Consider the following 23,148-nt stretch of genomic DNA (forward strand, 5'->3'; position numbering starts at 1 on the left):
GGGCAGTGAACCGTCAATAGCCGAGCAGAAACGGATTGAAGGAACCACGGCGGAAATTCGTGTCCTTCATCAGAAGATCGATCCCCAGACTTGCGACATCGTCGGCGAACGGATCGAGAGATGCGTCCTTCTGCTGGTTGAAGATCTTCACATAGCACCCGCATTCGTCGCAGGTTTCCGCCTTGATCGAGCCTGGACCGTCCTCAATCTCCTGATAACGGATGCCCTTGGTCGACGAGCATATGGCACATTTGATGCGGACGTGATGCCAGAGCGTGGCACACAATGCACAAGAGCAGAAGCGCGAGCCGTTGGCCTGCGGCCAGTTCACGATCACCGAACTGACCGGCGGTCCGCCACAAGCGGGGCAGGCGCCATCGCCGACATGTTTCAGCTGCTTCTCAGGCAGCGTCGAGGCTTGCCGCACGAAATGCAACTGTAACGCCGCTGCCACATAGGCGTAATGCGCCATGTATTCGACCGGTACGGAATCGGCCATCAAATCGGCAACCATCGCAGCGATATCCGATGGCGCGGCACTGCGGATCGTAGTCAGCGCTTCCTGCGCGGCATCCGGCTTTGCAATCGGCTCCAGCGCGCCGAACAGCCTTTCGCTCAGCGACATGAAGGCGTCATCGGGTGCGAAGGCGTTGCGATCGAGCGGCGGCATCCCGTAGGCAAGCGCGCGCTCGACGCCCGCCGGTTCAAGTGCTTCCGGCTCACCCAATTCGCTGGCCAGCTGGTGCTGGGCTTCGGCAATATCGGCAAGAAAGCTCAGATACGGACCAATGCCATCTGGACCTGAAAGCGCCCTGAAGCGCCGCGCGCGACGATCAAAAAGGGCAGCAGGATCAGGCACCCGCGCAACCGGGGGCGTCCTGACTTCACCGATCGCCGTGATGTCTCCCTTGACGGGAATGTTGCGAGACATTCGTACCTCCACGAGCCGCACGGGCCACGCGGCATTCTCCGATGGATGATCCGGCGAACCATTCGCCGGATCAAGAAGATCAGTCCTGCTAGCGAGGTTCGACGTTGTCGCCGTCGCCACGCTTTCCGTAGGCCGCGAGTGCTCTCAACCACTTGCGATGGTGGCGCCATGCCCAACCACCGCTGACCGTTCCACGGGTCATGGCTCCGATCGTACCCTGGACCCAGAAGGCAGCATAGACATGGATGATCCAGACGCAAATGATCGCCACCGCTGCCATCGAATGGATGAGCACAGCGATGCGGCGTTGCGGGATCGTCAGCATCTGCGAGAAATATCCCTCCCAGACGCCAATACCGGACACGATCAGCGTGATGATCAGAAGCGACATCGCCCAGAAGACGAATTTCTGACCAGCATTATATTTGCCAACTTCCGGCAGTTTGTCCTCATTGCCTTTCAGGACATCACCAATCTGCGCTGTCCATTGCGCGTCTTCCCGTGCCGGAAGGTTCAACCGGAAAAACCGGATGAACAGGCCCGCGAAAGAGAAGAACAGCACGACGCCAATCCATGGATGGATCATCCGCGTGAACTGCCCGCCGCCAAACAGGCCGGTGAGCCAGTAGAGCGATGGATGGAAAAGCGCGAGGCCGGTGAGGGCCAGCAGGATCAGGCTGATCGCCGTGATCCAGTGATTGATGCGGGCCAAACGCGTGTAGCGGTTGACCACTACATCGCGACCGACCAGAAGCCGGTCGCCTCGATCGATGTCCTTGCGGCTGATCGGCAGCTCGGACCGATGGCGATGAAGCGTGCTGTCTGTCATGCCAGCGGCTCCTTACCCGGATCAAGCGGCTCGGCACCCGGCGCGCGGGCGGCAAGACGCCTTGCTTCCTCGTCATCCTCGACAGTCACCCGGTTACGACCGGAGACAGCCATGTGGACGACACCGGCAGCTGCCGCAAAGCCCATCAGCGCAAGACCGGCATATTTGGTCACGCCTTTCCAGGCTTCGACCAGCGGCGAGATGCGCGGATTGTCCGGCAGACCGGCATAGATCGACGGCTTGTCGGCATGATGCAGAACGTACATCACATGCGTGCCGCCAACGCCCGGCGGGTCATAAAGACCGGCATTGCTGAAGCCACGCGATTTCAGGTCCTCGATGCGTTCAGCAGCGTGAGCCTTCATCTCCTCCTTGGTGCCGAAGACGATTGCCTTGGTCGGGCAGGCCTTGGCGCAAGCCGGTCCCTGGCCAACCGCGATGCGGTCCGAACAGAGCGTGCACTTGTAGGCGCGATTGTCGACCTTCGAGATGCGCGGGATGTTGAACGGACAACCCTGCACGCAATAGCCGCAGCCGATGCAGTTCTCCTTGACGAAGTCGACGACCCCGTTTGAGTACTGAACGATTGCGCCGGGCGCGGGGCAAGCCTTGAGACAGCCCGGATCGGCACAGTGCATGCAACCGTCCTTGCGGATGAGCCATTCGAGATTGTTGTTTTCGGTGTTCACCCACTCGGTAAAGCGCATCAGCGTCAGGGTGTTCGGGGTCAGATCGTGGGGGTTGTCATACACCCCCACATTGATGCCGACCTCCTCGCGCAGATCGTTCCACTCAAGACAGGCCGACTGGCAGGCCTTGCAGCCGATGCACTTCGACACGTCGATGAGCTTGGCAACCTGCTCGAGCTTGCGTGACGGCTCCGGCACAGAGGATGCAGACCGCCGGATATAATCCTGCGGGCCCATCAGCTGCTGCGTATCCGGGGCAACGGGGGGATTGACGTTGATTGTCATGGTTCAATCCTCTCCTTAAGCCGACGCCGGTCCATCGGACCGCTCGATGTTGACAAGAAACGCCTTGAACTCAGGGGTCTCGATATTCGCGTCACCCACAAAGGGGGTCAGCGAATTCGGGCCCATGCCGTTCTTGGCAGCTCCGGTGAAGCCCCAGTGCAGCGGGATGCCGACGATGTGGACCGGCTTCCCGTCACAGATGAGAGGCTGGATACGCTTGGTGACCACGGCCTTGGCGTGGACCGACCCACGCTTGTTCCAGACCCGGCACCAGCCACCCTTGTCGATGCCCTTCTCGGATGCGAGCTCTTCCGAAATCTCGACGAAGAATTCTGGCTGGAGAACAGCGTTCACCCAGACGTGTTTCGTCCAGTAGTGGAAGTGCTCCGTGAGACGGTACGACGTCGCCGCATACGGGAACTCCTCCGCGTCGCCGAAAGACTGGCGATCGCTTTCGAACACCCGCGCCACCGGATTGCCGCGTACCGCCGGAGCGACAACGTTGACCACCGGTGACTCGAACGGCTCGTAGTGAGCCGGGAACGGCCCGTCGCGCATCATGCCGCGGGTGAACAGTCGCGACTGCCCCTCCGGGTTCATGATGAACGGTCCGACCTCGCGCGGCTTGGCCGTGACCGCGATATCCGGCACGTCGTAGCCTTCCCATTTCTCCCCGTTCCACTCGATGAGCTTGCGGGTGGGATCCCACGCCTTGCCATCAAGGTCGGCGGAGGCGCGATTGTAGAGGATACGGCGATTGGCCGGCCACGAGAACGTCCAGTTCGGATAAGCACCGGTCGCGTCGGGGTCGGTATTGTCCCGGCGGGCCATGTTGTTGCCGTTCTCGTTGAAGCAGCCGGAATAGATCCAGCAACCGCACGCGGTGGAGCCGTCGTCACGCAAGACGCCAAAGCCAGCGACTTGCTTGCCTGCTTCCAGAAGAACCTTTGTCGGATCGTTCGGATCGCGCAGATCGGTCACGGCATAGCCGTTCATCTCCCGCGCAAGCTCGTCCGGCTTGGGGTCTTCAGGATCGGCATAGGGCCAATGCAGGTTCAGGATTGCATCGGGGAACTTGCCCCCTTCTTCCTGGTACAGCTTCTTCAGGCGCAGGTACAATTGCGCCATGATCCAGGTGTCGTGCTTGGCTTCACCGGGCGGATTCTGCGCCGCCCAATGCCACTGCAACCAGCGACCGGAGTTGACCAACGCGCCTTCGTCCTCTGCAAAGCAGGTGGACGGAAGCTGGTAGACCTCGGTCTGGATGGAAGCGGTGTCGACGTCGTTGAACGTGCCGTGATTTTCCCAGAACCGTGAGGTTTCCGTTTCCAGCGGATCGATCACGACGAGGAATTTCAGCTTGCCCAGCGATCTTGTGATCTTGCCACGATCAGGGAAGGACAGGAGCGGGTTGAAGCCCTGGCAGAAATAGCCATGCATCTGCCCCTGATCCATCATCTCGAACGCCCGAAGAATGTCATAGGCTGGCAGGTCGAGCTTTGGCAGATAGTGATATGCGAAGTCGTTTTCAGGTGTCGCTGCCGACCCCCACATCGCCTTCTGGAACGAGACGAAGAACTTCGAATAATTCTGCCAGTAACTCATCTGGTTCGGCCGGAGCGGCTTGAACCCGCGCGAGCTGATATAGGTGGCGTAGTCGACTTCCCGCTCTGTCGGAATGTTGAGATATCCGGGGATCAGGTTCGACATCAGACCGATGTCTGTCAGTCCCTGAATGTTGGAGTGACCGCGAAGCGCGTTCATCCCGCCACCGCGCACGCCGATATTGCCGAGGATCAGCTGCAACATCGCCATCGAGCGAATGTTTTGCGAACCCTTGGAATGCTGGGTCCAGCCCAGGGCATACATCGACGTCATCGTCTTGTCGCGGGCCGAACATTCGGAGATCATCTCGGCAACCTTCAGGAACTTGTCCTTGGGTGTGCCGCAGATGCGCTCGACCATTTCGGGTGTGTAGACCGCGATGTGCTCTTTCAGCATGTTCCAGACGCAGCGCGGGTTCTGCAGCGTCTCATCGACGAGAACGTAACCGTCTTCACCGATTTCGTAGTCCCAGGTGGAGCGGTCGTATTCGCGCTTTTCAGCATCATATCCCGTGAAGAGGCCGTCGCTGTAGGCGAAACCTTCCTTGAGGATATAGGCAGCGTTGGTGAACGCCTTGACGTAATCCCACTGCACCTTGTCGTTGTCGATGCAATATTTGATGACGCCAAGCAGAAACGCGATGTCCGAGCCCTGGCGGATCGGTGCGTAGAAATCGGCTACGGACGCCGAGCGCGTGAACCGCGGATCGACGACGATAAGCTTTGCACCACGATTGGCCTTGGCCTCCGTGACCCATTTGAAACCACAGGGATGCGCTTCGGCGGCATTGCCGCCCATAATCACAACCAGATCCGTGTTACGGATATCCGTCCACGAATTTGTCATTGCACCACGACCGAAAGTTGGGCCCAGACTGGACACCGTGGGGCCGTGTCAGACTCTCGCTTGGTTGTCGAAAGCCACGATGCCGGTCGAACGAACGGCCTTGTAAGTCAGAAATGCTGTTTCGTTGGTCGTTGCCGACGCAGCGAGGAAGCCAGTTGTCGTCCAGCGGTTAACCTGGACGCCATCCATATTGCGCTCGATGAAGTTCGCATCGCGGTCGTCCTTCATCAGACGGGCGATGTTATCCAGAGCCTCGTTCCAGGAAATCTCCTCGAACTTGTCAGAACCGGCGCGGCGAACCTTCGGCTTGGTCAGGCGGGTTTCCGACTTGATGAAATCCAGAAGGGCAGCGCCCTTGGGGCAAAGCGTCCCGCGATTCGTCGGATGATCGACATCGCCTTCAAGATGCATCGCAACGGCGTTGCCCTGCGCAATGTCACCCTTCGAATAGATGATGACGCCGCAGGCAACCGAGCAGTACGGGCAGGTGTTGCGCGTCTCGGTCGTTCCGGCGAGTTTGTAAGGTCTTAATTCTGCTACGAAAGCGGCTTCCGCTTCCCCAAAGCCAAATGCGCCGATCGTTGTTGCAGCAACGCCCGCGCCGGCCCCTTTCAGGAAGCTACGCCGAGAGATTTCCATGTTCATAAGAACCTCCCCAGCTTGGGTTTTAGTCGGATATGACCAGACCTGAAGTTGATGCTACAGTCGCTTAACGCCACTGTCAAAGAACTGATCCAAGCATTTGAAGTTTATAAATATGATTGCTTTGGTCATGTTTTATTGAAGCGAGGTAATAGGCGCTCATTCCTTTGCGGGAGGCGTGAGCGATAACACAAGCCTGAGGGAGTTGGAATGAGCGATCTGGCAATCAAACCACGATTGACGAGTCTTGCCCACGGCGGAGGCTGCGGGTGCAAACTGGCGCCTTCAGTGCTTCAGAACCTGTTGAGCGAAATGCCGAAGGCCGGCCCCTACGCCAATCTTCTGGTGGGAACCGAGACCGCCGATGACGCGGCTGTTTGGGATCTCGACAGCACGACGTCGATCATCGCGACGACCGATTTCTTCATGCCGATGGTCGATGACCCCCACACCTTCGGACGCATCGCCGCCGCCAATGCGATCTCGGACGTTTACGCAATGGGTGGGACGCCGATCTTCGCGCTGGCAATCGTGGGGATGCCGATCGACAAGATGGACCCGGCCGACATCCGCAAGATCCTCGCCGGCGGCGCATCGGTCTGCGCGGAAGCCGGAATCCCGGTCGCTGGCGGCCATTCGATCGACTGCCCCGAACCCGTCTATGGCCTTGCTGTCATCGGCACATGTGCAACTGCGCAGATCAAGCGCAACTCACAGGCGCGGGCAGGGGACATGCTCATCCTCACCAAAGGGCTTGGCATCGGAATCTACTCCGCCGCGATCAAGAAGGAGCAACTATCCGAAGACGCCTACGCCGAAATGGTCGCTTCCACGACGCTGCTCAACCGCATCGGAACCGAGCTTGGAGCGAATCCGGCAGTCAGCGCGCTCACTGACGTGACCGGCTTCGGCATTCTCGGCCATGCGCTCGAAATGGCGAGAGGTGCCGGGACAACCATCCGGCTCAACCTTCACGCTCTGCCGCTGCTGTCGCAGGCAAGCGCGCTTGCACAGGCGGGCCACGTCACCGGCGCCTCGCACCGCAACTGGAAAAGCTATGGCGACGGCGTCGTTCTTCCAGAAGGACTTGAGGATGCAAGCCGGCATGTGCTGACAGATCCGCAAACCTCCGGCGGTCTTCTCGTCGCTGTCGCGCCGGATTCTGCTGAAGAACTCGTCCGTCATATTCGTGCCAGCGGCTATCCTCTTGCAGCCGTGGTAGGGCAGGTCGAAAACGGCCCTGCGCGGGTGATCGTTGAATGAGCTAGCGGATCGACGCAACGAAACAGCGTTCCAACAGTTCTAACCATCAGCAATCATGGAGGTTGGATATGTCACGCATGTTTTTCGTCCTGCCACTGGCCGGAGCAATGATGACGGCAGGCGTCGCCTATGCTCAGGTGGCTCCGCCCGCTGTACAGGAAACGCCCGCGCCCGCCGCAGTTGGCAACACCTCGGCTGACTGTATCGACGCGAGCGAAACCCGGAGCGGCACCACAGAAGAACTGGCAGCGTCGATGGACGACGCCAAGACCGGCGGCAGCGAAGGATCTGGTGAGGTGGCTGCCGCCGATGGAAAGTCTGCCTCCGAAACACAACCTGTCCAGGGCGCGGATGCCGGAACCGCCCCCGGCGGCGCAGGATCGAGCGGATGGACCGGTGGAACCGGTGGCTCGGATATCGGCACCAGCCAGTCAAAAGAACTGCCTACCTCGCCACAACAGGACCATCCAGCTGTCGCCAGCGGCCTTGACCCGATCAGCGGCGAAACCGCTGTCACAGGGCCTCAGGCTCCTCCGCCACCTCTAGCAGAGGAAAACTCTGCAACGGCTCAGAAGCCCGACTGCTGATGGCAGGGATCATCTGCAACGCAAAAATCTTCAATCGTGCAATCTCGGCCTTCTAGCGGAACCTGCTTGATGTAATATAGGCTGATGCGTGGAAATTCTTCATGGCGATGGAGAACGACAAATGCCTGCTGAGCTACATTGGTCAAAGCCAAATGGGATGCTGCCCAACAGCCGATTTCCGCTGCTGATACATCGCAACGCAGTACCCGGCGGGGGTGTCGAAGCTGTGATGTCGCGCTTCCGCGCCAATGGCTGGTTCAACAATTGGCGCTATCCCGGCGTCTACACTTATCCGCATTTTCACTCGACCACCCATGAATGCCTTGGCGTTGCCGCCGGGTGGATGGAAGTGGATATGTTCGGCGAGGGTGGCACCCGCATCCGCTTGGAAACCGGCGACATCCTCGTCATCCCGGCTGGCGTATCGCACTGCATGGTCGCCAACTCCGATGATATCATGATGGTCGGCGGCTACCCGGAGGGGCGGGACTGGGACAATGTTCAGGAAAGATTCCTGTCGGAAGAAATGCGTCGCGCGGCGGCCAAGCGTATCATGACGCTTCCCATCCCGGCCCGCGATCCTGCGACAGGCCAATCGATGCAGGAATGGATCGATGCGCCATCTTCAGTAGACGCAGGGCTCAACGAATTCCGCGACGATCTCGATCCGAGTTGAGGAGCATTTTGCTGGGTAAAAGTCGCATAAGGATTGTTATGGAACTTACCTTATACCGGACTCTTTTCATGCAGTTCACCCGCCGAATGTGGCGATGAGTTCTGGGCGAACTCAGCATTCGTCATTTATCCTTCCACCTCACTTCCCAACTCGCGCTGCCGATCCGTGCATCTGGTCAACAACTTGTCGGGCTTGGTGCGTTGCCCGCCAGCGTACCTTGTCATAGACCAACAACGAGGGTTGCAGCTTCGATTGGTCGCGACCGAGAGACATTTGATGCCCCAGTGCTGGATGTGATCGAATGAGAAGCAAGATTGCGTTGCGCGCGGCCGCACTGTTCACGGCTCTTCTGACCTCGAGCTTGCCGGGACAGGCCGAAGACACCGGCGCGGACTGCGCGGTGGCAACGGCATCGTGCTTGCTGGAAGACGCCGGACAGGTCGCCGAGACGCTGTCGAGGGCGGGAGACCGCGACGAGGCCGCCTTTGCCATCGCAACCGCGCTTTCCAGGATGGGCCGGTTTGACGACGCACTGGTGAAAGCAAAGGAAATTTCGGACACGAGAGTGGCCGCCGATGTGCTCGGCGAGATCGCCATGGGCATGGCCAAGGCCGGCGCCTATGCACGCGCGCACGAGATCGCATTGGATATCCCCGATGCCCGCGAGGACTGGATCCGGGTGCGCACAGTAGAAGCCGTCGCCGCCGCCACCGCTGCAGGCGGCAATATCGATGCTGCTTTTGATCAGGTCATGGCCATCGACAACCCTTTCCGGCGGTCGCAGGCACAGGCCGAGATCGCGCTCGCGGTGGCACAAACCGGTAATTTTCGGCTGGCTATCGGCGCTGCCAGTCGCATCGCCACCGATTATTGGTTCAGCCCCGACCAGCACCAGTTGAAGATCGCCTCCGGTCTGGTGTCTCGCGCCGGCGAATTTGACCAGTTCTGGTTCTATGAAGCGCTGGCCCATATCGCCCGTTTGCAAGCGCTGGAGGGCGACGCAGCCAGCGCGCTGCAAACCGCTGCCGCGATCCCCGACATTGCGGGGCGCTCGCGCGCCATGGCCCGGATCGGTGCCTTGCAGGCGGCAGCAGGCAACATCGAGGCCGCGTTCAACACCGCTTCGCGCATTGAAATGGCCTATGGCGATCTCGACGTTCTGATCGCAATCGTCGATTCCAGGGCCCACGCAGGCAATTTCGAAGCGGCTCTGGACCTGGCACAACAAATCGCCGCCGCTTATGCGGATACGGGAGGACTGGCGGCCGTGGCGCTTCGCCGGGCGGAACATGGCCTGTTTGACGATGCATTGGAAACCATCGCCCTGATCCCCAATCCGGGCAACCGCACGCGGGCCCTGACAGGGCTTGCCGTTGCAATGGTCGACGCAGGGCGTGCAGACGAGGCGCTACGCGTCACCGCCATGATCTACGACAATGAAGACAGAGGGCTGGCCGTCCGCGACGTTGCCATTCGGATCGCCGTTCTAGGCGATGTCGGGCGCGCTCTGAGTGTTGCAGATGAGCATGCCCGCCCGCGCGACCGGGGTGACCTTGCGGTCGCAATAGCAGTGGAACGGGCCAAGGCGGGCGATGTGCACGGCGCTGCAGCAACCGCACGCGCCATTGAGGACGACCTTTTTCGCGCCATCGCGCTCGCCACCATTGCGCCGTTTGCCGGATAGCCGGTGTTCGGGCCAGTTGCCTTCCGCGTCAGACCTCGTGCACCGAACCATCGGCGCGCCAAAGGATAGCGCGGCTGCCCTTGTAGTGCTTCAAAAGACCGGGCGCGGCCGCTTCCCCGGCAACGCTGATCGCGGTCGATAGCGCATCGGCCCAGACCGCACGTGGTGCGATCACCGCGACCTGACGCAGACCATCCGGGCTGGTCCCCGTGGTCGGGTCGAGAATATGGTTGCCTCCCGACGCGTCGAGGCTCAGACCATAACCGCCCGAGACTGCGAGCGCCGCACTGGAAAGCGGTAGGTTGCGCGCAATTGTTGCCGGTGCGAACGGGTCGACAAGGCCGACGCTGAACGGCGTCCCGTTCGGCCCCGAACCGAGCGCGCGGGTCTCGCCGAGCTCGATCATCGCCTGCTCGAACCCGTCATTGGCCAGCAGATCGGTAATCCGGTCAGTGATATATCCTTGCGCAATGCCGTTCAGGCTTGCCGCCATGCCCGGTCGGCTGAAGCCGATCGCGCGCGTTCCGACATCCAATGCAGCGAAGTCGACAAGGCCCAATGCCTGCTCCAGGTCAGCTACGCTGCCACCGCCCTGCGCCGTCAGCCGCCACAGTGGCTGGATCGTCGGGTCAAAAGCGCCGCCGCTGATCCCGGCGATGCGCAGGCTCTCGTCAAACACTTGTACGAGATCGTCCGACGGCCACGCGATCTCGCCCTCGCGGTTGAGCCGCACCAGTTCACTGTCGTCGCGGTAGAGACTGAAGATGCGGTCAAGCCTGTCAATTTCCACAAGCATCCGTGCGATGGTGCGTTCGGCAACGCGGCGGTTCGGATGCCACAGCGTCATGGCCGACAGCGCGCCCAGCACCTCGCCCTGCCACTGCACCGGTGCCGGCGCGTCGCGCATCGAACGCAAGCCGACGACCCCTGCCCCCAGCGCGGCTCCAGCGCCAAGAATGCGCAAAGCATGACGCCGCGTTATCCTCATGGCGCCGCCTTTGCGGTCACCACCGCCGGGCGCACCGGAGCCGGACCCTTTTTCGCGCGCTCGAGCTGCTTGCGCATCTTGGCCAGCGGCGGGCAGCGGCGGTCGTCATAATATTCAACCTGGCAATCGAGACACTGGAAGCACTCGGCCATGATGATTTTTCCCGACGACTCGATGGCGCGGACCGGGCAGGAACGTTCGCACAGATGGCAGGGATTGCCGCATTCAGGACGGCGCTTCAGCATGTCGATCAGATGCAGCCGGTCGAGGATAGCAAGGGTAGCGCCCAGCGGGCACAGGAAGCGGCAGAATGCGCGCTCGGTGAACAGCCCGATGGCCAGCAGCAGCATCGCGTAGAGAACATAGGGCAATCCGCGTACGAACATAGCCGTGATCGCGGTCTTGAACGGCTCGATCTCCTGGGCGACGGCAGCGGCATCCGGTGCGGTGAAAACCAGCACGAGAATCAGACTCAGCGAGGCGTATTTGCCCAGCCACATGTGACGCTGCAGCCGCTCTGGCGGGTTCCATTGCGGCAGGCGCAACGCGCGGCCAACACGGGCAAGCAGTTCCTGCAACGCGCCAAAGGGGCACAGCCAGCCGCAAAACACACCGCGTCCCAACAGGATCAGAGAGATCGCGGTATAGACGGAGAGGATCACGATCAGCGGCTCGGCCAGATAGAAGCCCAGCCCTAGATTCGAAAATGGCGCTTTGATGTAGTTGATCACGTGGACGATCGACAACTGGGCGCTGGCGATCCAGCCGATCCAGACCAGGGTGAACAGCAAGAACCCGTCGCGCACCCAGCGGTGCAGTTTGCGACGACGGGAGAGCGCCCCTTGGAAGAACAGAATGCCCGTCAGCGTCAAGAGCGCGAGACAGAGAATAGCGATCTCGGTTTTGCTCTCGATCCAAGGCTCCGCCCAGACATAGGACAGGTCCGGCGGTGGCATGAGGATCAGTTGATGCGGCAGAGAATAATCGAGGTCGGCGAGCACAAATTGCTTCAGGCTACCGTCGGGAAGCCGCGCCGACGCATGGATTTGCGCACTCCAGGGCTGCATCGGATCAAACTGCGCGTCGCTGGGAAGCAGCAACAGATCGGCAATGCGCCCGCGCGAAAAGATCACGTCCGGCTTGTGAAAGCGCCAGGTCTGCCCGCCTTGCGCAACGCTGATCCGTTCAAGCAACAACCCCGCCGACAGATTGTTAAACCGCGCACCGCGATGGTCGAACAGACCGCCAAGCGAGCCGGCATAGATGGCCATGGTTCCATCCGGGGTGCCGTTCACCAGCTGGTCGAAGGTCTCGCCGGCGACGCCGTTGCGCCCGATCTTCGGCGGATTGGCATAGCCGAAAACGATATCGGCATAGAGATCGGCAGGTCCGCCAACGGTCGGAATTTCGGGCAGGTAGTCGCCAAGGCCGGCCCGTTCCATAGCGACTGCCAGATCGGCATTGGTAATGCGCGCCCGCGCCAGTGCGCCCATCGCGGCCAGTTCTTCCGCACTCATCGGCTTGAAATTGACCGTATCAATGGTGGGCTCGGTGACGACCACGAGTTCGGTGCGGAACCCAAGCACCATTCCCGCGCTTTCCAGCACTGCATTGCGCATGGCGCGGGCCGAGATCGTCGCGCCGGCGACAAAACTGGGGTCGATCCCGCCAGCAGCACCCAGCCGACCCTCCAGCCCAGACAAAGCATCGAGAAACGTCACTAGTTGGCCCGTGCGCCGGTCATCGTTCAGGAGATAAGGCTCGCGGTGAAACAGAACGACAGCGCCGGTAATGCGACCATCGAGCCCAACCCCGGCCACCACATCAAAAGGCGTGCTGGAATAGCCCGGCGCTCGCAACACATCGAGGGTGGAAAAGATATAGCCGGCCATCTCCTCGTTTCGGAAGGCAGCCGCCGCGGTCGGGCCTTCGTCCTCGACCATTTCAACGCGGGTGATGCCTGGAAAAACGGCTTTAATGACTTCAGTCGTCAGTCGATCCAGCAATGGACCGCCTGAACCATCGGACTGTGCATATGCGAGGAAAGGAAGCGACAGCCACAGCGTCACCGCCAACAACACAAGCCGCATAGTGCCTGCCATCATGGCGTGAAAGCCACGCCAACCATGCCGCTCAACACTGCGCATCGTCGAACACCTGGCGATCTGGCATTGTGGCCCGGCAAAGAACGGCTCCGTCCAGTTTCGTGCCATCCATCCCGGCATCGGACAAATCCGCGCCGTCAAGGCTCGCATTTGCAAGGTCGCTGCCGGTCAGGTTCGCACTTGTGAGATCGGCGCGGAAAAGGTTGGCACCGCCAAGGTCGGCCTGCGTCAGGTTTGCCCCCGCCAGAATCGCTCCGGTCAGGTTTGCCCCGGTCAGCCGAGCTCCCGTCAGATCCACCCCGCTCAGATCGGCATAGAACAGATTGCTACCGCGCAGATCCGATCCTGCAAGCTGAGCTCCGGACAATTGCGCGCCGATCAGGATCGTGTGGTCCAGTCTTGCCTTGCTCAGGTTCGCCCGCGACAAATCTGCGGCTCGCAGATCGGACCATGCCAGATAACTGCCCGACAGGTCACAACCCGGACAGGAATTGGATCTGCGCAACTGGTTAAGATCGCCGCTATCCCAGGCCAGAGCGGGGCCGGCAGCGATCACAGAGGCGAATATTGCGCCAGCAAGAGCCTTGACCCAAGAGAACGCCGAAGGATGGCTCCCCCCGCCCCTTAAGGGCGCCGCGGCTTGACTCATCACCGGCCTCCCTGACTAGCCAACGACAAGCTCGGAGTCTGCGGAATAAACCTCGCCGGAAGTGTCGACCCATTCAAACCGCAGCTCGGAACTTTTCTCCCCGCGCAGCTTGAATGCGAAATAGGGATTCGCTGCTACGGCCGGCTCGAGCTGAACCGAGAAAGCTGTCTCTCCGTTGACCATGCAGCGGAACGTCTCGGCGATCCGAACCGGGATCAGCAGACCGTGGACATCGTGCCGGAAACCGGTTTCCATCGGGTGTCCTATGATGGTGCGGATTTCAGCGGCCGCTCCCGGCGCAACGCTTTCCGGCACCGAGACGCGGATATTCGGCTTCCAGCCCGGCGGAAACTGGTCATAGGCGATCGGCTCTTCGCAGGCGCCATAGGTCACATCCACCTTGCGCACGGCACGAAAGATCATCCCGCTGGCCATCCGCACCATGATGATGATGTCCTGATAGGAATCGATGCGGATGCGGGTCGAAAAGCTCGCCTCAGCGCAAGCTGGCGTGAAGGAAACGCGACAGACACGCGGCCGGGGATTGCGCGCGGCATAGACCGCGACGAGTTCAGGATAATCCTGCCCCTCCATCGTGGCGGGGATTATAACCGTCAAAGGTACTGATTTTCCCGAGTCCGAGAATTCCGGCAGCTCAGTCCGAATCCCGCCATCAGATAGTGCTGCGAGATCGGGAACCTGCCCAAAATCCTCGGCGATTGCCGCGCGCACCTGATCTTCGGTTGCCAGAGCGGGGCTGGCCGCAGCCAGCGCGGCAAGTGAAATCGCGCCGAGGCACAATGAGCGCCGCGTAAGGATCATGCGTTCAAGTCCCGTCAGTGCGGGCAGCCTGCCCACGGTAAATGCCACGAAATTGCGTAGCCAGTCCTGGGTGAATATAGCTGCCCGGCGTATTGCTTCGATAAATATCAGTGATTTGTATTTCCAATACCACTCTGTGCGACCTTACAGCGGATACGGTGCAAGAAACCTAAGACTAACGGGCCTACGTGTACAGGATACTGACGATATTCGGTCTCGCCTGCATGGCTGTCCCAGCCCATGCCGGATCCTCGCCTGAGGAAATCATCTACATTTCATGCCGGGCCTGCCATGCCGGCCCGGGCAGCGACACGACGATCCCGGCGATAGCCGGTCGTCCATCAGCGGAGCTCTCCGCTGCCCTCTCCCATATCGCGCAGGATTCCCACGACACCGTCATCATGCACAGGTTCACTACTGGGCTCACGGCGGATGAGTTGACCGCGCTGGCCCATTACATCTCTGGTCTTGAAGGAGATGGACAGTGAGCACAGTGACCAGACGCCAAGCTATCGTGCTGTCCTCGACCTTCGTCGGCGGAATGCTGGCTGCTCCAGCTTTGGCCACCGGCAGGGCTAAAGTGGTGGTTGTCGGCGGCGGCTTCGGCGGTGTTTCAGCGGCGCGAGAACTCAGGGCTATCGACCCATCCATCGAAGTGACGCTGGTCGTGGACAGCGACAGCTATTCTACCTGCCCGTTCTCCAACCTCGTTATCGCCGGCGAAAAGCCGATGTCCGCGATCACCTTCGGCTATGACGGCTTGGCGGCGGTGGGGGTGGTGATCCGCCAAGGTATGGCAACGCGCATCGACGCCGACCGCCGAGTGGTTGTGCTCGAAGACGGCGATGAGCTTGCCTTCGACCGGGCTATCGTCTCGCCCGGCATCGAGCTGAAATACGGCACGGTGCCGGGTTATGATGAAGCGGCAGCAACACGCATGCCACATGCCTGGAAGGCCGGAGCGCAGACCGAGTTGCTGCGCGACCAGCTGGCCGCCATGCGCCCCGGCGGCACCTTTGTGATGTCGGTGCCGGACAATCCCTATCGCTGCCCACCCGGCCCTTATGAACGCGCCAGTCTGGTGGCGTGGTATCTCAGCCGCCACAACCCCACCGCGAAGATCGTCATCGTCGACGGCAAGGACACATTCTCCAAGCAGTCGCTGTTCCAGCAGGCATGGAAAGAGCGCTACCCCGGCATGATCACCCACGTGCCTTTTGCTGAGAGCGGCGGGGTCACTGAGGTCGATCCGGCAACGCTCGAGGTGCGCACGCCGTTCGAAACCTTCAAAGGCGACGTGGTCAACTTCATCCCGCCGCAAAGGGCTGCTGCGGTCGCCGCAAACTCGGGACTGACGGGAACCGGCGAATGGTGCCAGATCGACCAGGCCACTTTTGAATCGTTGATTGTGCCGCATGTTCATGTCCTGGGCGACGCGGCGATCGTCGGGGACATGCCGAAAAGCGGCTTCTCCGCCTCGGTCCAGGGTGGCGTCTGCGCGCATGTCGTTGCGGCGCTATTGCGCGGTGAAGAGCCGCCCCAGGGCGTTTTGCTCAACACCTGCTATAGTCTGGTGTCGCCCGACTACGGCATTTCTGTCGCAGGCGTCTACCGTTTGAATGACGAGCGGTTACTCAAGTCGGTCGAAGGCTCAGGCGGCAACAGCCCGCTTGAGGTGGCTGACGGCTTCCGTCAGGCAGAAGCGGACCATGCCCGCGACTGGTATGCAACGCAGACCTCCCGGCTTTTTCGTTGATCCCATGACGACACTTTCCCGGATATTGGCGGTGTTGTTGATGTGTCTCCTGCCTCTGGCGGCAAATGCGGGGGACGTTTCGTCCGTTCCTTTGACTTCGACACCAGGCGATCCGGCGCGCGGGCAGGACATTGTCCGCGATACCGGCCGCGCCAGTTGCCTGATCTGCCACGCCATTTCGGCAATGCCGGACCGCGACCAGGGCACGCTCGGGCCATCGCTCGACGCCATTGCCACGCGCTATACCGAGGCAGAGTTGCGTCAACGGATCGTTGATGCCCGCACCTTGGCGCCCGACACGATCATGCCGCCCTATTATTCGAATGAAGGTCTGGTGCGTATCGGCAGCCGCTGGGCACAAAGCACGATCTATTCTGCGCAGGATGTCGAGGACGTCGTCGCGTTTCTGATGACGCTCGGGGACTGAGATGCAACGTCTTGTGCTGGTCCTTGCCTTGCTGTTTCCCGCTGCCGCACTTTCGGAGCCGATATCGGGCTATCAATTCATGGAGCCGTCGACGCGCCAGTTGCAGGACGACGACTTCCTCAATCCGGCATTCTTTCTTGTGGAACGCGGCCGCCAGCTGTGGGATGGAGCATGGCCTGGTGCGCCGGAGGGCGCAGCCTCCTGCCAGTCCTGCCATGGCGCGCCGGAAAGTTCGATGCGCGGTGTGTCAGCTCGCTACCCGGCGCTGGATCCGGCGACGGGCAAGCTGGTCAATCTGGAGCTGAAAATCCAGAGCGAGATTGCGCGCAAGCTCTCGGCAGAACCGCCACAATATGAGTCTGCCGACCTGCTGGCGTTGACCGCGCTCATCGCATTCCAGTCGCGCGGCATGCCGCTGGATGTTCCAACCGGGGAGAAGGTCGCCGGCTGGCTGGCGCAAGGCGAGGAAATCTATACAACCCGCCGCGGGCAGTTGAACCTCTCCTGCCAGAATTGCCATGGCGAGCATTGGGGACAAAAACTGCGGGGAGACACGATCAGCCAGGGTCACAGCAACGCGTTTCCAATTTTCCGTCTGATATGGGATGAGGTCGGTTCGCTTCACCGCATGTTCTCATGGTGCATGGAAGCGGTCCGCGCCGAACCTTATGAATACGGTTCAGAGGAATATCTGGCACTCGAACTCTATCTTGCCGATCGCGGGAGAGGACTAACCATCGAGTCACCTGGCGTGCGCCGGTGACGCCATCGATGCGACAATTTTAAGGGACGAAATTATGAGATTAAGAAATTGGCTGTTGGCTGGTGTGGCTGTGGCGGTTGTCGCTGGGGGCGCTGGAGCCTGGGCGGTGAACCTGTTCCCACGGGCACTCGATCCGATCGCCGCAATCGATACAAGCAGCTTCTCTGCCGACGACATCGAGACGGGCAGGAACCTTGCCCTGCTCGGGGATTGTTCGGCCTGCCACACAGTGCCCGGCGCACAGGGCCTGTCAGGTGGTTTTCCGCTGCCAACACCGTTCGGCACGATCTATTCCACCAACATCACTCCCGACGTGGAGACTGGCATCGGTACGTGGTCGCTTGAGGCGTTCGACCGCGCGATGCGCGACGGTATCGACCGCGCCGGCAACCACCTCTATCCGGCGTTCCCCTACGATCACTTCGCCGGCATTACCGAACCCGATATGGCAGCGCTCTATGCCTTCCTAATGTCCGAACCTGCAGTGCAGGCCGAGGCCAAGGCCAACGATCTGCCGTTCCCCTTTTCGATGCGGCCGATCCTTGCCGGCTGGAAGTTCCTCTTCCATTCTCCCGCGCCGTTCGAACCGAACCCAGACTTCACCGACGAGGAAAACCGTGGCGCCTATCTGGCCCAGACGCTCGGTCACTGCTCGGCGTGCCACAGCCCTCGCAACGCATTGGGTGCGGTCGAATGGAGCAAGGGTATGGCGGGCGGCGAGGCCGAAGGCTGGCTCGTGCCGCCGCTGGGCGCGCATTCAATCTCGCCAGTGGCATGGGATCTTGATTCCTACGCCAACTACCTATTCGACGGTTGGAGCGAACAGCATGCCGTCGCAGCCGGCCCGATGACTCCGGTCGTTGACCATCTCTTCGAAGCGGATGAGGATGATGTTTTCGCGATTGCCGCATGGCTCGCTCGCATCACGCCGGAAGTGGACCAGGCGACGCGCGATGCGCAGTTCAAGGCAGTAGCGGCGCTGGACGTGCCCGCTAATTTCGATGGCAAGGTCGAAGGCGACGGCGTCACCGACCTGATCCAACAGGGTGCAGCCGTGTTCCGCGACAGCTGCGTGAAATGCCACAAGGACCGGACAGCCGAAAACCAGCCTTTGTCGTTGGGGCTGACCTATGCCGTCAACGCCCACGAGCCGACCAACCTTTTCAACGCGGTGCTGCAGGGTGTTGCGCCGAGCTCCGGTTCACCCAATCGGAAGATGGAGCCGGTGCAGCTGCCATCTGAAGAGCTGGCAGCTCTCGCAGCCTTTGTGCGCTGGCAGTTCACCGATCTCCCCGCCTGGGAAGGTCTGTCCGCCAAGGCAGAGGCAGCACGGAGCGCAATGCACTAACGACGCGCCCAAGGCACAATCTCATCCAGACTTGAGCGAAGACCGAAAGGGCTTCGCTTTTTTTTGCGCTGGCGTCTCATTTGCACGACAAGCTGCGGCCGCGACGCGGACGACAAATGAAAAAGGCGCCCGAAGGCGCCTTTTCCCAAATCTCATTGAAGCCAGACGGCTTCGCGTGCTTTACAGCGCCGCCTTGGTGAACGGCGTCGTGCGAACACGCGTTCCGGTGGCGTAGAAGATCGCATTGGCAATCGCCGGCGGCGTTGGCGGACCAGCTGGCTCGCCCAGACCACCCCACCACTGATCCTCGGAGTTCACCAGCTCGACTTCGATGACCGGCGGTGTGTCGGGCATCCGCAGCATCGGATAGGAGTCGAAGTTGGTGTTGACGAAACGTCCGTCACGCAGATCGAGCCCACCGAACATGGCATGGCTCAACTCCCAGATCGCGGAGCTTTCCGCCTGTTCGATGGCGTTGAGCGGGTTGATCACATAGCCGCTGTTCAGGAAGTACTGCAGCCTATCGACATAGATCTGCCCACGACGGCTGACGGAAACGGTGGCCACGCACCCGGCAACCGTGCCGTGTGACTCGACCACAGCAAGGCCCATGCCTTCGCCCTTGCCCATATCCGTCGTCCAGCCCGACTTTTCCTTCATTGCCAGAAGGACGCGCTGCCAGGGCTCATTGCCCTCGGTCAGCTTCAGGCGCCACTCCAGTGGATCCCAATCGCCGGCCTGCGCCAGTTCGTCAACCATCTGCTCGATGATGAAGCCGTTCGAGTTGGCTCCCGGCGCACGATGGTAGCCGATCGGAACGTGGTTCTGGATGATGCTCAGCTCATGCCGGAGGTTTGGTACCAGATAAGGCATGTTCGCGACGCTGGAACGCGCGAAGTTCGGCATTTTCTCTTCGCCGACGAAGTGGGTCATCAGAGCCGTCGGCAGGCCGTCTTCGCCCAGCGCTGCCTTGTAGGTGCCCCAGACTGGTGGACGCTGCGAGTCACCCGCAATGTCTTCCTCGCGGCTGCGGATCACCTTCACCGGCTTGCCGATCGCAGCGGAAATCGCCGCAGCCTGACGGTGCACGTCCATGTTGAAGCCACCGCCAAAGCCACCGCCCAGATAGGTCTGGTGCAGGTGCACATTCGCAGTGTCGCGGCCCAGCTGATCGGCCACTTCGTGCAGCGAACGACCGATGTCCTGCGTAAAGGTCCAGATGTCGACGCGGTCTTCCTTGACGTCGGCCACAGCTGCAGGCGGCATCATCGTCGCATGTGCCTCGAAGGGCCGCGAGTAGACTTCGCCAACGACGAGCTTGGTGGCAGCTTCAAGCAGGCCCGGCACGTCGTCCTGGTTCACACCCTTGTCGATGCCCTTGCCAGGGTTGCCTTCTTCGTCGCGCAGCACTGTGCCGGTTCCGGCCAACAGGCTGAGCGCCTCGGCCGTCTGGCTTTCGTAGCTGATCGACGCGCCGCGACCGAAATCCCAGACGATCGGCATGGCCGACAGGGCGTTCTTGGCCTGATACCAGCTCTCGGCAACCACTGCGACCGCGCTGCGCAGATCGGTGAACGACGGCGTGTCCTTCGTCTGCTTCAACTCGACAGCCTGGATCACGCCGGGCATGTCCTTGATTGCGTCGAAGTCGAAGCTGACCAGCTTGCCCTCGGGCACCGGACATGCGGCGACCGCAGCATAGACCATGCCGGGGACTTCAACGTCGATCGGGAACACGGCGGTGCCGTTGGTCTTCAGCGCTACATCGAGGCGCTTTACGTCGGTGCCCAGCAGCCACCAATCGCCATATGGCTTGATCTTCGGCTCTTCTTCCAGCGTGACCGCAGCTGCATCAGCCGCAAACTCGCCATACGTGCCCTGCTTGTCGCCTGCCGACAGCATGCCCTGCTTTGCGACCACCTGGTCCAGCGACACGTTCCAGCGAGTCGCAGCAGCCTGCCGCAGACGCTCACGCGCCGAAGCACCGGCCTGCATGATATAGGGATGGCGGCGCGACACCGTCATCGACCCACCAGTCATGGTGGTGGTGTACAGATCACCATTGTTGACGTGACGGTTCGCGTCGGCGAACACGTGACGCACATTTTCCCACGGAACATCCAGCTCTTCGGCAACCATCATCGGCACCGCGGTGAATGCGCCCTGGCCCATTTCGGTCTGCGGGGTGGCGATGCTGACGATGTTGTCGGCATCAATGCTCAGCCAGGCGTTGATTTCCGTCGACGAAGCCAGACCCTCGGCCTGCGCCTTGGACGGCATGTGGAAGCCAATAACCAGCCCGCCCGCTGCGGTGGCGCTGACCTTGAGGAAGTTGCGACGTGTGAATTTCATATCGTTCATGACCTCCCCCACTTAGTCTTTGGACGCTTCGGCGGCCTGGTGGATTGCCGCGCGGATGCGCGGATAGGTGCCGCAACGGCAGATGTTGCCGGCCATGGATTTGTCGATTTCGGTGTCCGACGGATTCGGCGTGCGCTCCAGAAGCGCGACAGCCGACATGATCTGGCCCGACTGGCAATAGCCGCACTGCGGCACCGTCAGTTCCTGCCAGGCAACCTGCACCGGGTGATCGTTGTTTTCCGAAATACCTTCGATGGTCCGGATCGCTTTGCCGACGGCAGAAGCGACGGGTGTGTTGCAGGAGCGGACGGCGGCGCCGTCAACGATCACCATGCAGGCACCACACTGCGCAATGCCGCAGCCGAATTTGGTTCCGTTGAGCCCGGCTTTTTCCCGGATTGCCCACAGCAGAGGCATCTGCGGATCGGCGTCGATCGAGATGTCCTTGCCATTGATATTAAGTGAGATCGCCATCCACTTCCTCCCGTTTTGCGCTGCGTAACACCTGCCATGGTTGTGTTCTAACGGTGGGTACTTCAACGACACACAACCACGGGCCCCGCCTGAGCAGGTGACACTATTCTCGGAGCCGCATCTCTGTATGCGAGCCCATTGGGAAGCTTCAGACAAACGGCTCGCAGTTTCAACCGATATGGCAGCGCATCAGGGCAATACGAGTCATTGGGATTCGCAATGCCATATCCCCCGCCAGCAGTTCGGCAGAAAACAATCGCGATCCAATATGGCCCGGCAAGGCCATTTTGAAAGTCCTTTTATTTTTCAACCCCTTGCCCTACATTGCAAGTTGATTTTTCAAACATTTTTGACGAACGTTTCAGGATGACCAGCGATTGCCGCTGGCGGGCCAGGTGAACTACATTGAATTTAACCATCAAGCAGTTGCAGATATTGCAGGCAGTTGTCGTTGCAGGCTCCATCAGCCAGGCGACGCGCAGCGTCGGCTTATCTCAACCGACCCTGTCCCAGCATCTGGCCAAGCTGGAAGAAGAGCTTGGCACCCAGCTGATCGTCCGTGGAAAATCGACCGCCATCCGGCTCACTGCTGCCGGCGAATTCTGGTTTCGCATCGCAAACGACGTCCTGGGCGATCTTGGCGGAGCTTTCGAGCAGCACAAGGTTCTTTTCGATGACAAGAACCTCAGCCTGCGCTTCGGCACCACGCCGTCTTTGCGCAGCCATTTCACTGAACTGACGGCAAGGGCCGCGCTGGATACCGGACAGATTTCGCGCGTTGAATATATCTGGGGTGCAACGTCAGACGAAGTCGCCGAGATGGTCAGCACCCATCGGTTGAACTGTGGCGTCGTCAGCGCTTCCAGTATCGAAGGCTCACGCTCGTCGCTGCATGTCGAAAACCTGTGGTGCGATCGCCTCGTCTGGCTCGTTCCAGCGGATGCTCCCGACGATGCGGTTGGCCGCATCCTCGCCGGAGCACAGTTCAAGACGCCCAAGTTTGAGGCGCTGACGCGTTATGTGAAGGTCAACAGCGCTCTGACCTGGAGCGCCTGGAGCGATGACTGGTATCGTCACCGCTTGCCCTTTGCCTCGCCATTTTTCACCTGCATGTCGCATCAGGCTTCGGTGGATCTCGTTGCGGCCGGCCTTGCGACCTGCCACGCGCCGATCTCGCTTCTGCACAATCTGCCACCGCAAATCCGCAGCCGCGTCAAATACTTTGACCTCGGTGAATATGCCCGCGAGATCGTCCTGATCATGCCCCGGCATCTGCTGAGCCTGAGACCGTTCAAGATGTTCTGCGACACTGTCAGCGATTATACGCGCAGGATGATGATGAAAGAGGACACTACCGGCAACAGGAGCCCAGCCCAGCCACCCATGACTGAAGCCTGTCTCATCGATTGATCGCCAGC

At 60.7% G+C, this 23,148-nt stretch carries 20 protein-coding genes; 10 read left to right on the forward strand and 10 right to left on the reverse strand.

What is annotated here, in order from left to right; translation table 11 throughout:
• Positions 1–13: 13 nt before the first annotated feature.
• The 4 genes from fdhE to fdnG form a co-directional block, all read right to left on the reverse strand.
• Positions 14–931 carry a formate dehydrogenase accessory protein FdhE gene (gene fdhE / locus BMZ42_RS02580; RefSeq protein WP_091518222.1) on the reverse strand — a complete coding sequence of 306 codons (918 nt, stop codon included), beginning with the start codon at positions 929–931 and terminating at the stop codon, positions 14–16.
• 88 nt (positions 932–1,019) lie between these two features.
• Positions 1,020–1,760, reverse strand: a complete 741-nt coding sequence (locus BMZ42_RS02585; RefSeq protein ID WP_210185194.1) for a formate dehydrogenase subunit gamma — start codon at positions 1,758–1,760, stop codon at positions 1,020–1,022.
• Entirely contained in the window at positions 1,757–2,734 is a 978-nt protein-coding gene (fdxH, locus tag BMZ42_RS02590) for a formate dehydrogenase subunit beta (protein ID WP_091518224.1), read from the reverse strand. Before fdxH ends, BMZ42_RS02585 begins: the two co-directional genes overlap by 4 nt.
• 15 nt (positions 2,735–2,749) lie before the next feature.
• Positions 2,750–5,830 (reverse strand): formate dehydrogenase-N subunit alpha, encoded by a 3,081-nt coding sequence (gene fdnG, locus BMZ42_RS02595; RefSeq protein WP_091518226.1) that lies wholly within the window; start codon positions 5,828–5,830, stop codon positions 2,750–2,752.
• 207 nt (positions 5,831–6,037) lie between these two features.
• On the opposite strand from fdnG, the gene selD reads away from it, so the two are divergent.
• The 4 genes from selD to BMZ42_RS02615 all read left to right on the forward strand — a co-directional run bounded on the left by selD (position 6,038) and on the right by BMZ42_RS02615 (position 10,037).
• Positions 6,038–7,090, forward strand: coding sequence for a selenide, water dikinase SelD (gene selD, locus BMZ42_RS02600; RefSeq protein WP_091518229.1), 1,053 nt, complete (start codon positions 6,038–6,040; stop codon positions 7,088–7,090).
• 68 nt (positions 7,091–7,158) lie between these two features.
• Positions 7,159–7,677 carry a hypothetical protein gene (locus BMZ42_RS02605; RefSeq protein ID WP_091518232.1) on the forward strand — a complete coding sequence of 173 codons (519 nt, stop codon included), beginning with the start codon at positions 7,159–7,161 and terminating at the stop codon, positions 7,675–7,677.
• Positions 7,678–7,798: 121 nt separating this feature from the next.
• Positions 7,799–8,353 carry a cupin domain-containing protein gene (locus BMZ42_RS02610; protein ID WP_091518235.1) on the forward strand — a complete coding sequence of 185 codons (555 nt, stop codon included), beginning with the start codon at positions 7,799–7,801 and terminating at the stop codon, positions 8,351–8,353.
• 301 nt (positions 8,354–8,654) lie between these two features.
• On the forward strand, positions 8,655–10,037 hold the full coding sequence (locus BMZ42_RS02615) for a hypothetical protein (RefSeq protein ID WP_091518237.1): 1,383 nt from the start codon (positions 8,655–8,657) through the stop codon (positions 10,035–10,037).
• A 28-nt stretch (positions 10,038–10,065) separates the two neighbouring features.
• On the opposite strand, the gene BMZ42_RS02620 is transcribed toward BMZ42_RS02615, so the two are convergent.
• The 4 genes from BMZ42_RS02620 to soxZ are packed head-to-tail and all read right to left on the reverse strand — an operon-like array spanning position 10,066 to position 14,649.
• On the reverse strand, positions 10,066–11,025 hold the full coding sequence (locus BMZ42_RS02620; protein WP_091518239.1) for an FAD:protein FMN transferase: 960 nt from the start codon (positions 11,023–11,025) through the stop codon (positions 10,066–10,068).
• The gene (locus BMZ42_RS02625) at positions 11,022–13,172 is read right to left on the reverse strand and encodes a 4Fe-4S binding protein (RefSeq protein ID WP_175556613.1); all 2,151 of its coding nucleotides are present in this window, start codon (positions 13,170–13,172) and stop codon (positions 11,022–11,024) included. Before BMZ42_RS02625 ends, BMZ42_RS02620 begins: the two co-directional genes overlap by 4 nt.
• The gene (locus tag BMZ42_RS02630) at positions 13,159–13,779 is read right to left on the reverse strand and encodes a pentapeptide repeat-containing protein (protein ID WP_091518245.1); all 621 of its coding nucleotides are present in this window, start codon (positions 13,777–13,779) and stop codon (positions 13,159–13,161) included. Before BMZ42_RS02630 ends, BMZ42_RS02625 begins: the two co-directional genes overlap by 14 nt.
• A 15-nt stretch (positions 13,780–13,794) precedes the next feature.
• Complete coding sequence (gene soxZ / locus BMZ42_RS02635) at positions 13,795–14,649, reverse strand: thiosulfate oxidation carrier complex protein SoxZ (RefSeq protein ID WP_139207826.1); 855 nt, start codon at positions 14,647–14,649, stop codon at positions 13,795–13,797.
• A gap of 176 nt (positions 14,650–14,825) precedes the next feature.
• On the opposite strand from soxZ, the gene BMZ42_RS02640 reads away from it, so the two are divergent.
• The 5 genes from BMZ42_RS02640 to BMZ42_RS02660 are packed head-to-tail and all read left to right on the forward strand — an operon-like array spanning position 14,826 to position 18,895.
• Entirely contained in the window at positions 14,826–15,089 is a 264-nt protein-coding gene (locus BMZ42_RS02640; protein ID WP_139207827.1) for a c-type cytochrome, read from the forward strand.
• Entirely contained in the window at positions 15,086–16,357 is a 1,272-nt protein-coding gene (locus BMZ42_RS02645) for an NAD(P)/FAD-dependent oxidoreductase (RefSeq protein WP_244523126.1), read from the forward strand. The genes BMZ42_RS02640 and BMZ42_RS02645 overlap by 4 nt, the downstream gene beginning before the upstream one ends.
• Positions 16,358–16,361: 4 nt before the next feature.
• Entirely contained in the window at positions 16,362–16,784 is a 423-nt protein-coding gene (gene soxX, locus BMZ42_RS02650) for a sulfur oxidation c-type cytochrome SoxX (protein WP_175556614.1), read from the forward strand.
• Between the two features lies 1 nt (position 16,785).
• The gene (gene soxA / locus BMZ42_RS02655; protein WP_091518255.1) at positions 16,786–17,547 is read left to right on the forward strand and encodes a sulfur oxidation c-type cytochrome SoxA; all 762 of its coding nucleotides are present in this window, start codon (positions 16,786–16,788) and stop codon (positions 17,545–17,547) included.
• 34 nt (positions 17,548–17,581) lie between these two features.
• Positions 17,582–18,895: a c-type cytochrome gene (locus BMZ42_RS02660; RefSeq protein ID WP_091518258.1), complete on the forward strand. Its 1,314-nt coding sequence runs from the start codon at positions 17,582–17,584 to the stop codon at positions 18,893–18,895.
• Positions 18,896–19,075: 180 nt separating this feature from the next.
• On the opposite strand, the gene BMZ42_RS02665 is transcribed toward BMZ42_RS02660, so the two are convergent.
• Both BMZ42_RS02665 and BMZ42_RS02670 read right to left on the reverse strand, forming a co-directional pair.
• Entirely contained in the window at positions 19,076–21,256 is a 2,181-nt protein-coding gene (locus BMZ42_RS02665; RefSeq protein WP_091518262.1) for a xanthine dehydrogenase family protein molybdopterin-binding subunit, read from the reverse strand.
• A 12-nt stretch (positions 21,257–21,268) separates the two neighbouring features.
• Entirely contained in the window at positions 21,269–21,730 is a 462-nt protein-coding gene (locus BMZ42_RS02670) for a (2Fe-2S)-binding protein (protein ID WP_091518265.1), read from the reverse strand.
• Positions 21,731–22,135: 405 nt separating this feature from the next.
• On the opposite strand from BMZ42_RS02670, the gene BMZ42_RS02675 reads away from it, so the two are divergent.
• Entirely contained in the window at positions 22,136–23,140 is a 1,005-nt protein-coding gene (locus BMZ42_RS02675; RefSeq protein WP_091518267.1) for a LysR family transcriptional regulator, read from the forward strand.
• Positions 23,141–23,148 lie beyond the last annotated feature (8 nt).

This window comes from Aquamicrobium aerolatum DSM 21857 (assembly GCF_900113935.1).
GTDB lineage: Bacteria > Pseudomonadota > Alphaproteobacteria > Rhizobiales > Rhizobiaceae > Aerobium > Aerobium aerolatum.

Bases quoted from the DNA above. Each gene is read 5' to 3' on its own strand.
- fdhE (WP_091518222.1), bottom strand. From the start codon at position 931: ATGTCTCGCAACATTCCCGTCAAGGGAGACATCACGGCGATCGGTGAA.
- BMZ42_RS02585 (WP_210185194.1), bottom strand. From the start codon at position 1,760: ATGACAGACAGCACGCTTCATCGCCATCGGTCCGAGCTGCCGATCAGC.
- fdxH (WP_091518224.1), bottom strand. From the start codon at position 2,734: ATGACAATCAACGTCAATCCCCCCGTTGCCCCGGATACGCAGCAGCTG.
- selD (WP_091518229.1), top strand. From the start codon at position 6,038: ATGAGCGATCTGGCAATCAAACCACGATTGACGAGTCTTGCCCACGGC.
- BMZ42_RS02605 (WP_091518232.1), top strand. From the start codon at position 7,159: ATGTCACGCATGTTTTTCGTCCTGCCACTGGCCGGAGCAATGATGACG.
- BMZ42_RS02610 (WP_091518235.1), top strand. From the start codon at position 7,799: ATGCCTGCTGAGCTACATTGGTCAAAGCCAAATGGGATGCTGCCCAAC.
- BMZ42_RS02615 (WP_091518237.1), top strand. From the start codon at position 8,655: ATGAGAAGCAAGATTGCGTTGCGCGCGGCCGCACTGTTCACGGCTCTT.
- BMZ42_RS02620 (WP_091518239.1), bottom strand. From the start codon at position 11,025: ATGAGGATAACGCGGCGTCATGCTTTGCGCATTCTTGGCGCTGGAGCC.
- BMZ42_RS02625 (WP_175556613.1), bottom strand. From the start codon at position 13,172: ATGCGCAGTGTTGAGCGGCATGGTTGGCGTGGCTTTCACGCCATGATG.
- BMZ42_RS02630 (WP_091518245.1), bottom strand. From the start codon at position 13,779: ATGAGTCAAGCCGCGGCGCCCTTAAGGGGCGGGGGGAGCCATCCTTCG.
- BMZ42_RS02640 (WP_139207827.1), top strand. From the start codon at position 14,826: ATGGCTGTCCCAGCCCATGCCGGATCCTCGCCTGAGGAAATCATCTAC.
- soxX (WP_175556614.1), top strand. From the start codon at position 16,362: ATGACGACACTTTCCCGGATATTGGCGGTGTTGTTGATGTGTCTCCTG.
- soxA (WP_091518255.1), top strand. From the start codon at position 16,786: ATGCAACGTCTTGTGCTGGTCCTTGCCTTGCTGTTTCCCGCTGCCGCA.
- BMZ42_RS02660 (WP_091518258.1), top strand. From the start codon at position 17,582: ATGAGATTAAGAAATTGGCTGTTGGCTGGTGTGGCTGTGGCGGTTGTC.
- BMZ42_RS02665 (WP_091518262.1), bottom strand. From the start codon at position 21,256: ATGAACGATATGAAATTCACACGTCGCAACTTCCTCAAGGTCAGCGCC.
- BMZ42_RS02670 (WP_091518265.1), bottom strand. From the start codon at position 21,730: ATGGCGATCTCACTTAATATCAATGGCAAGGACATCTCGATCGACGCC.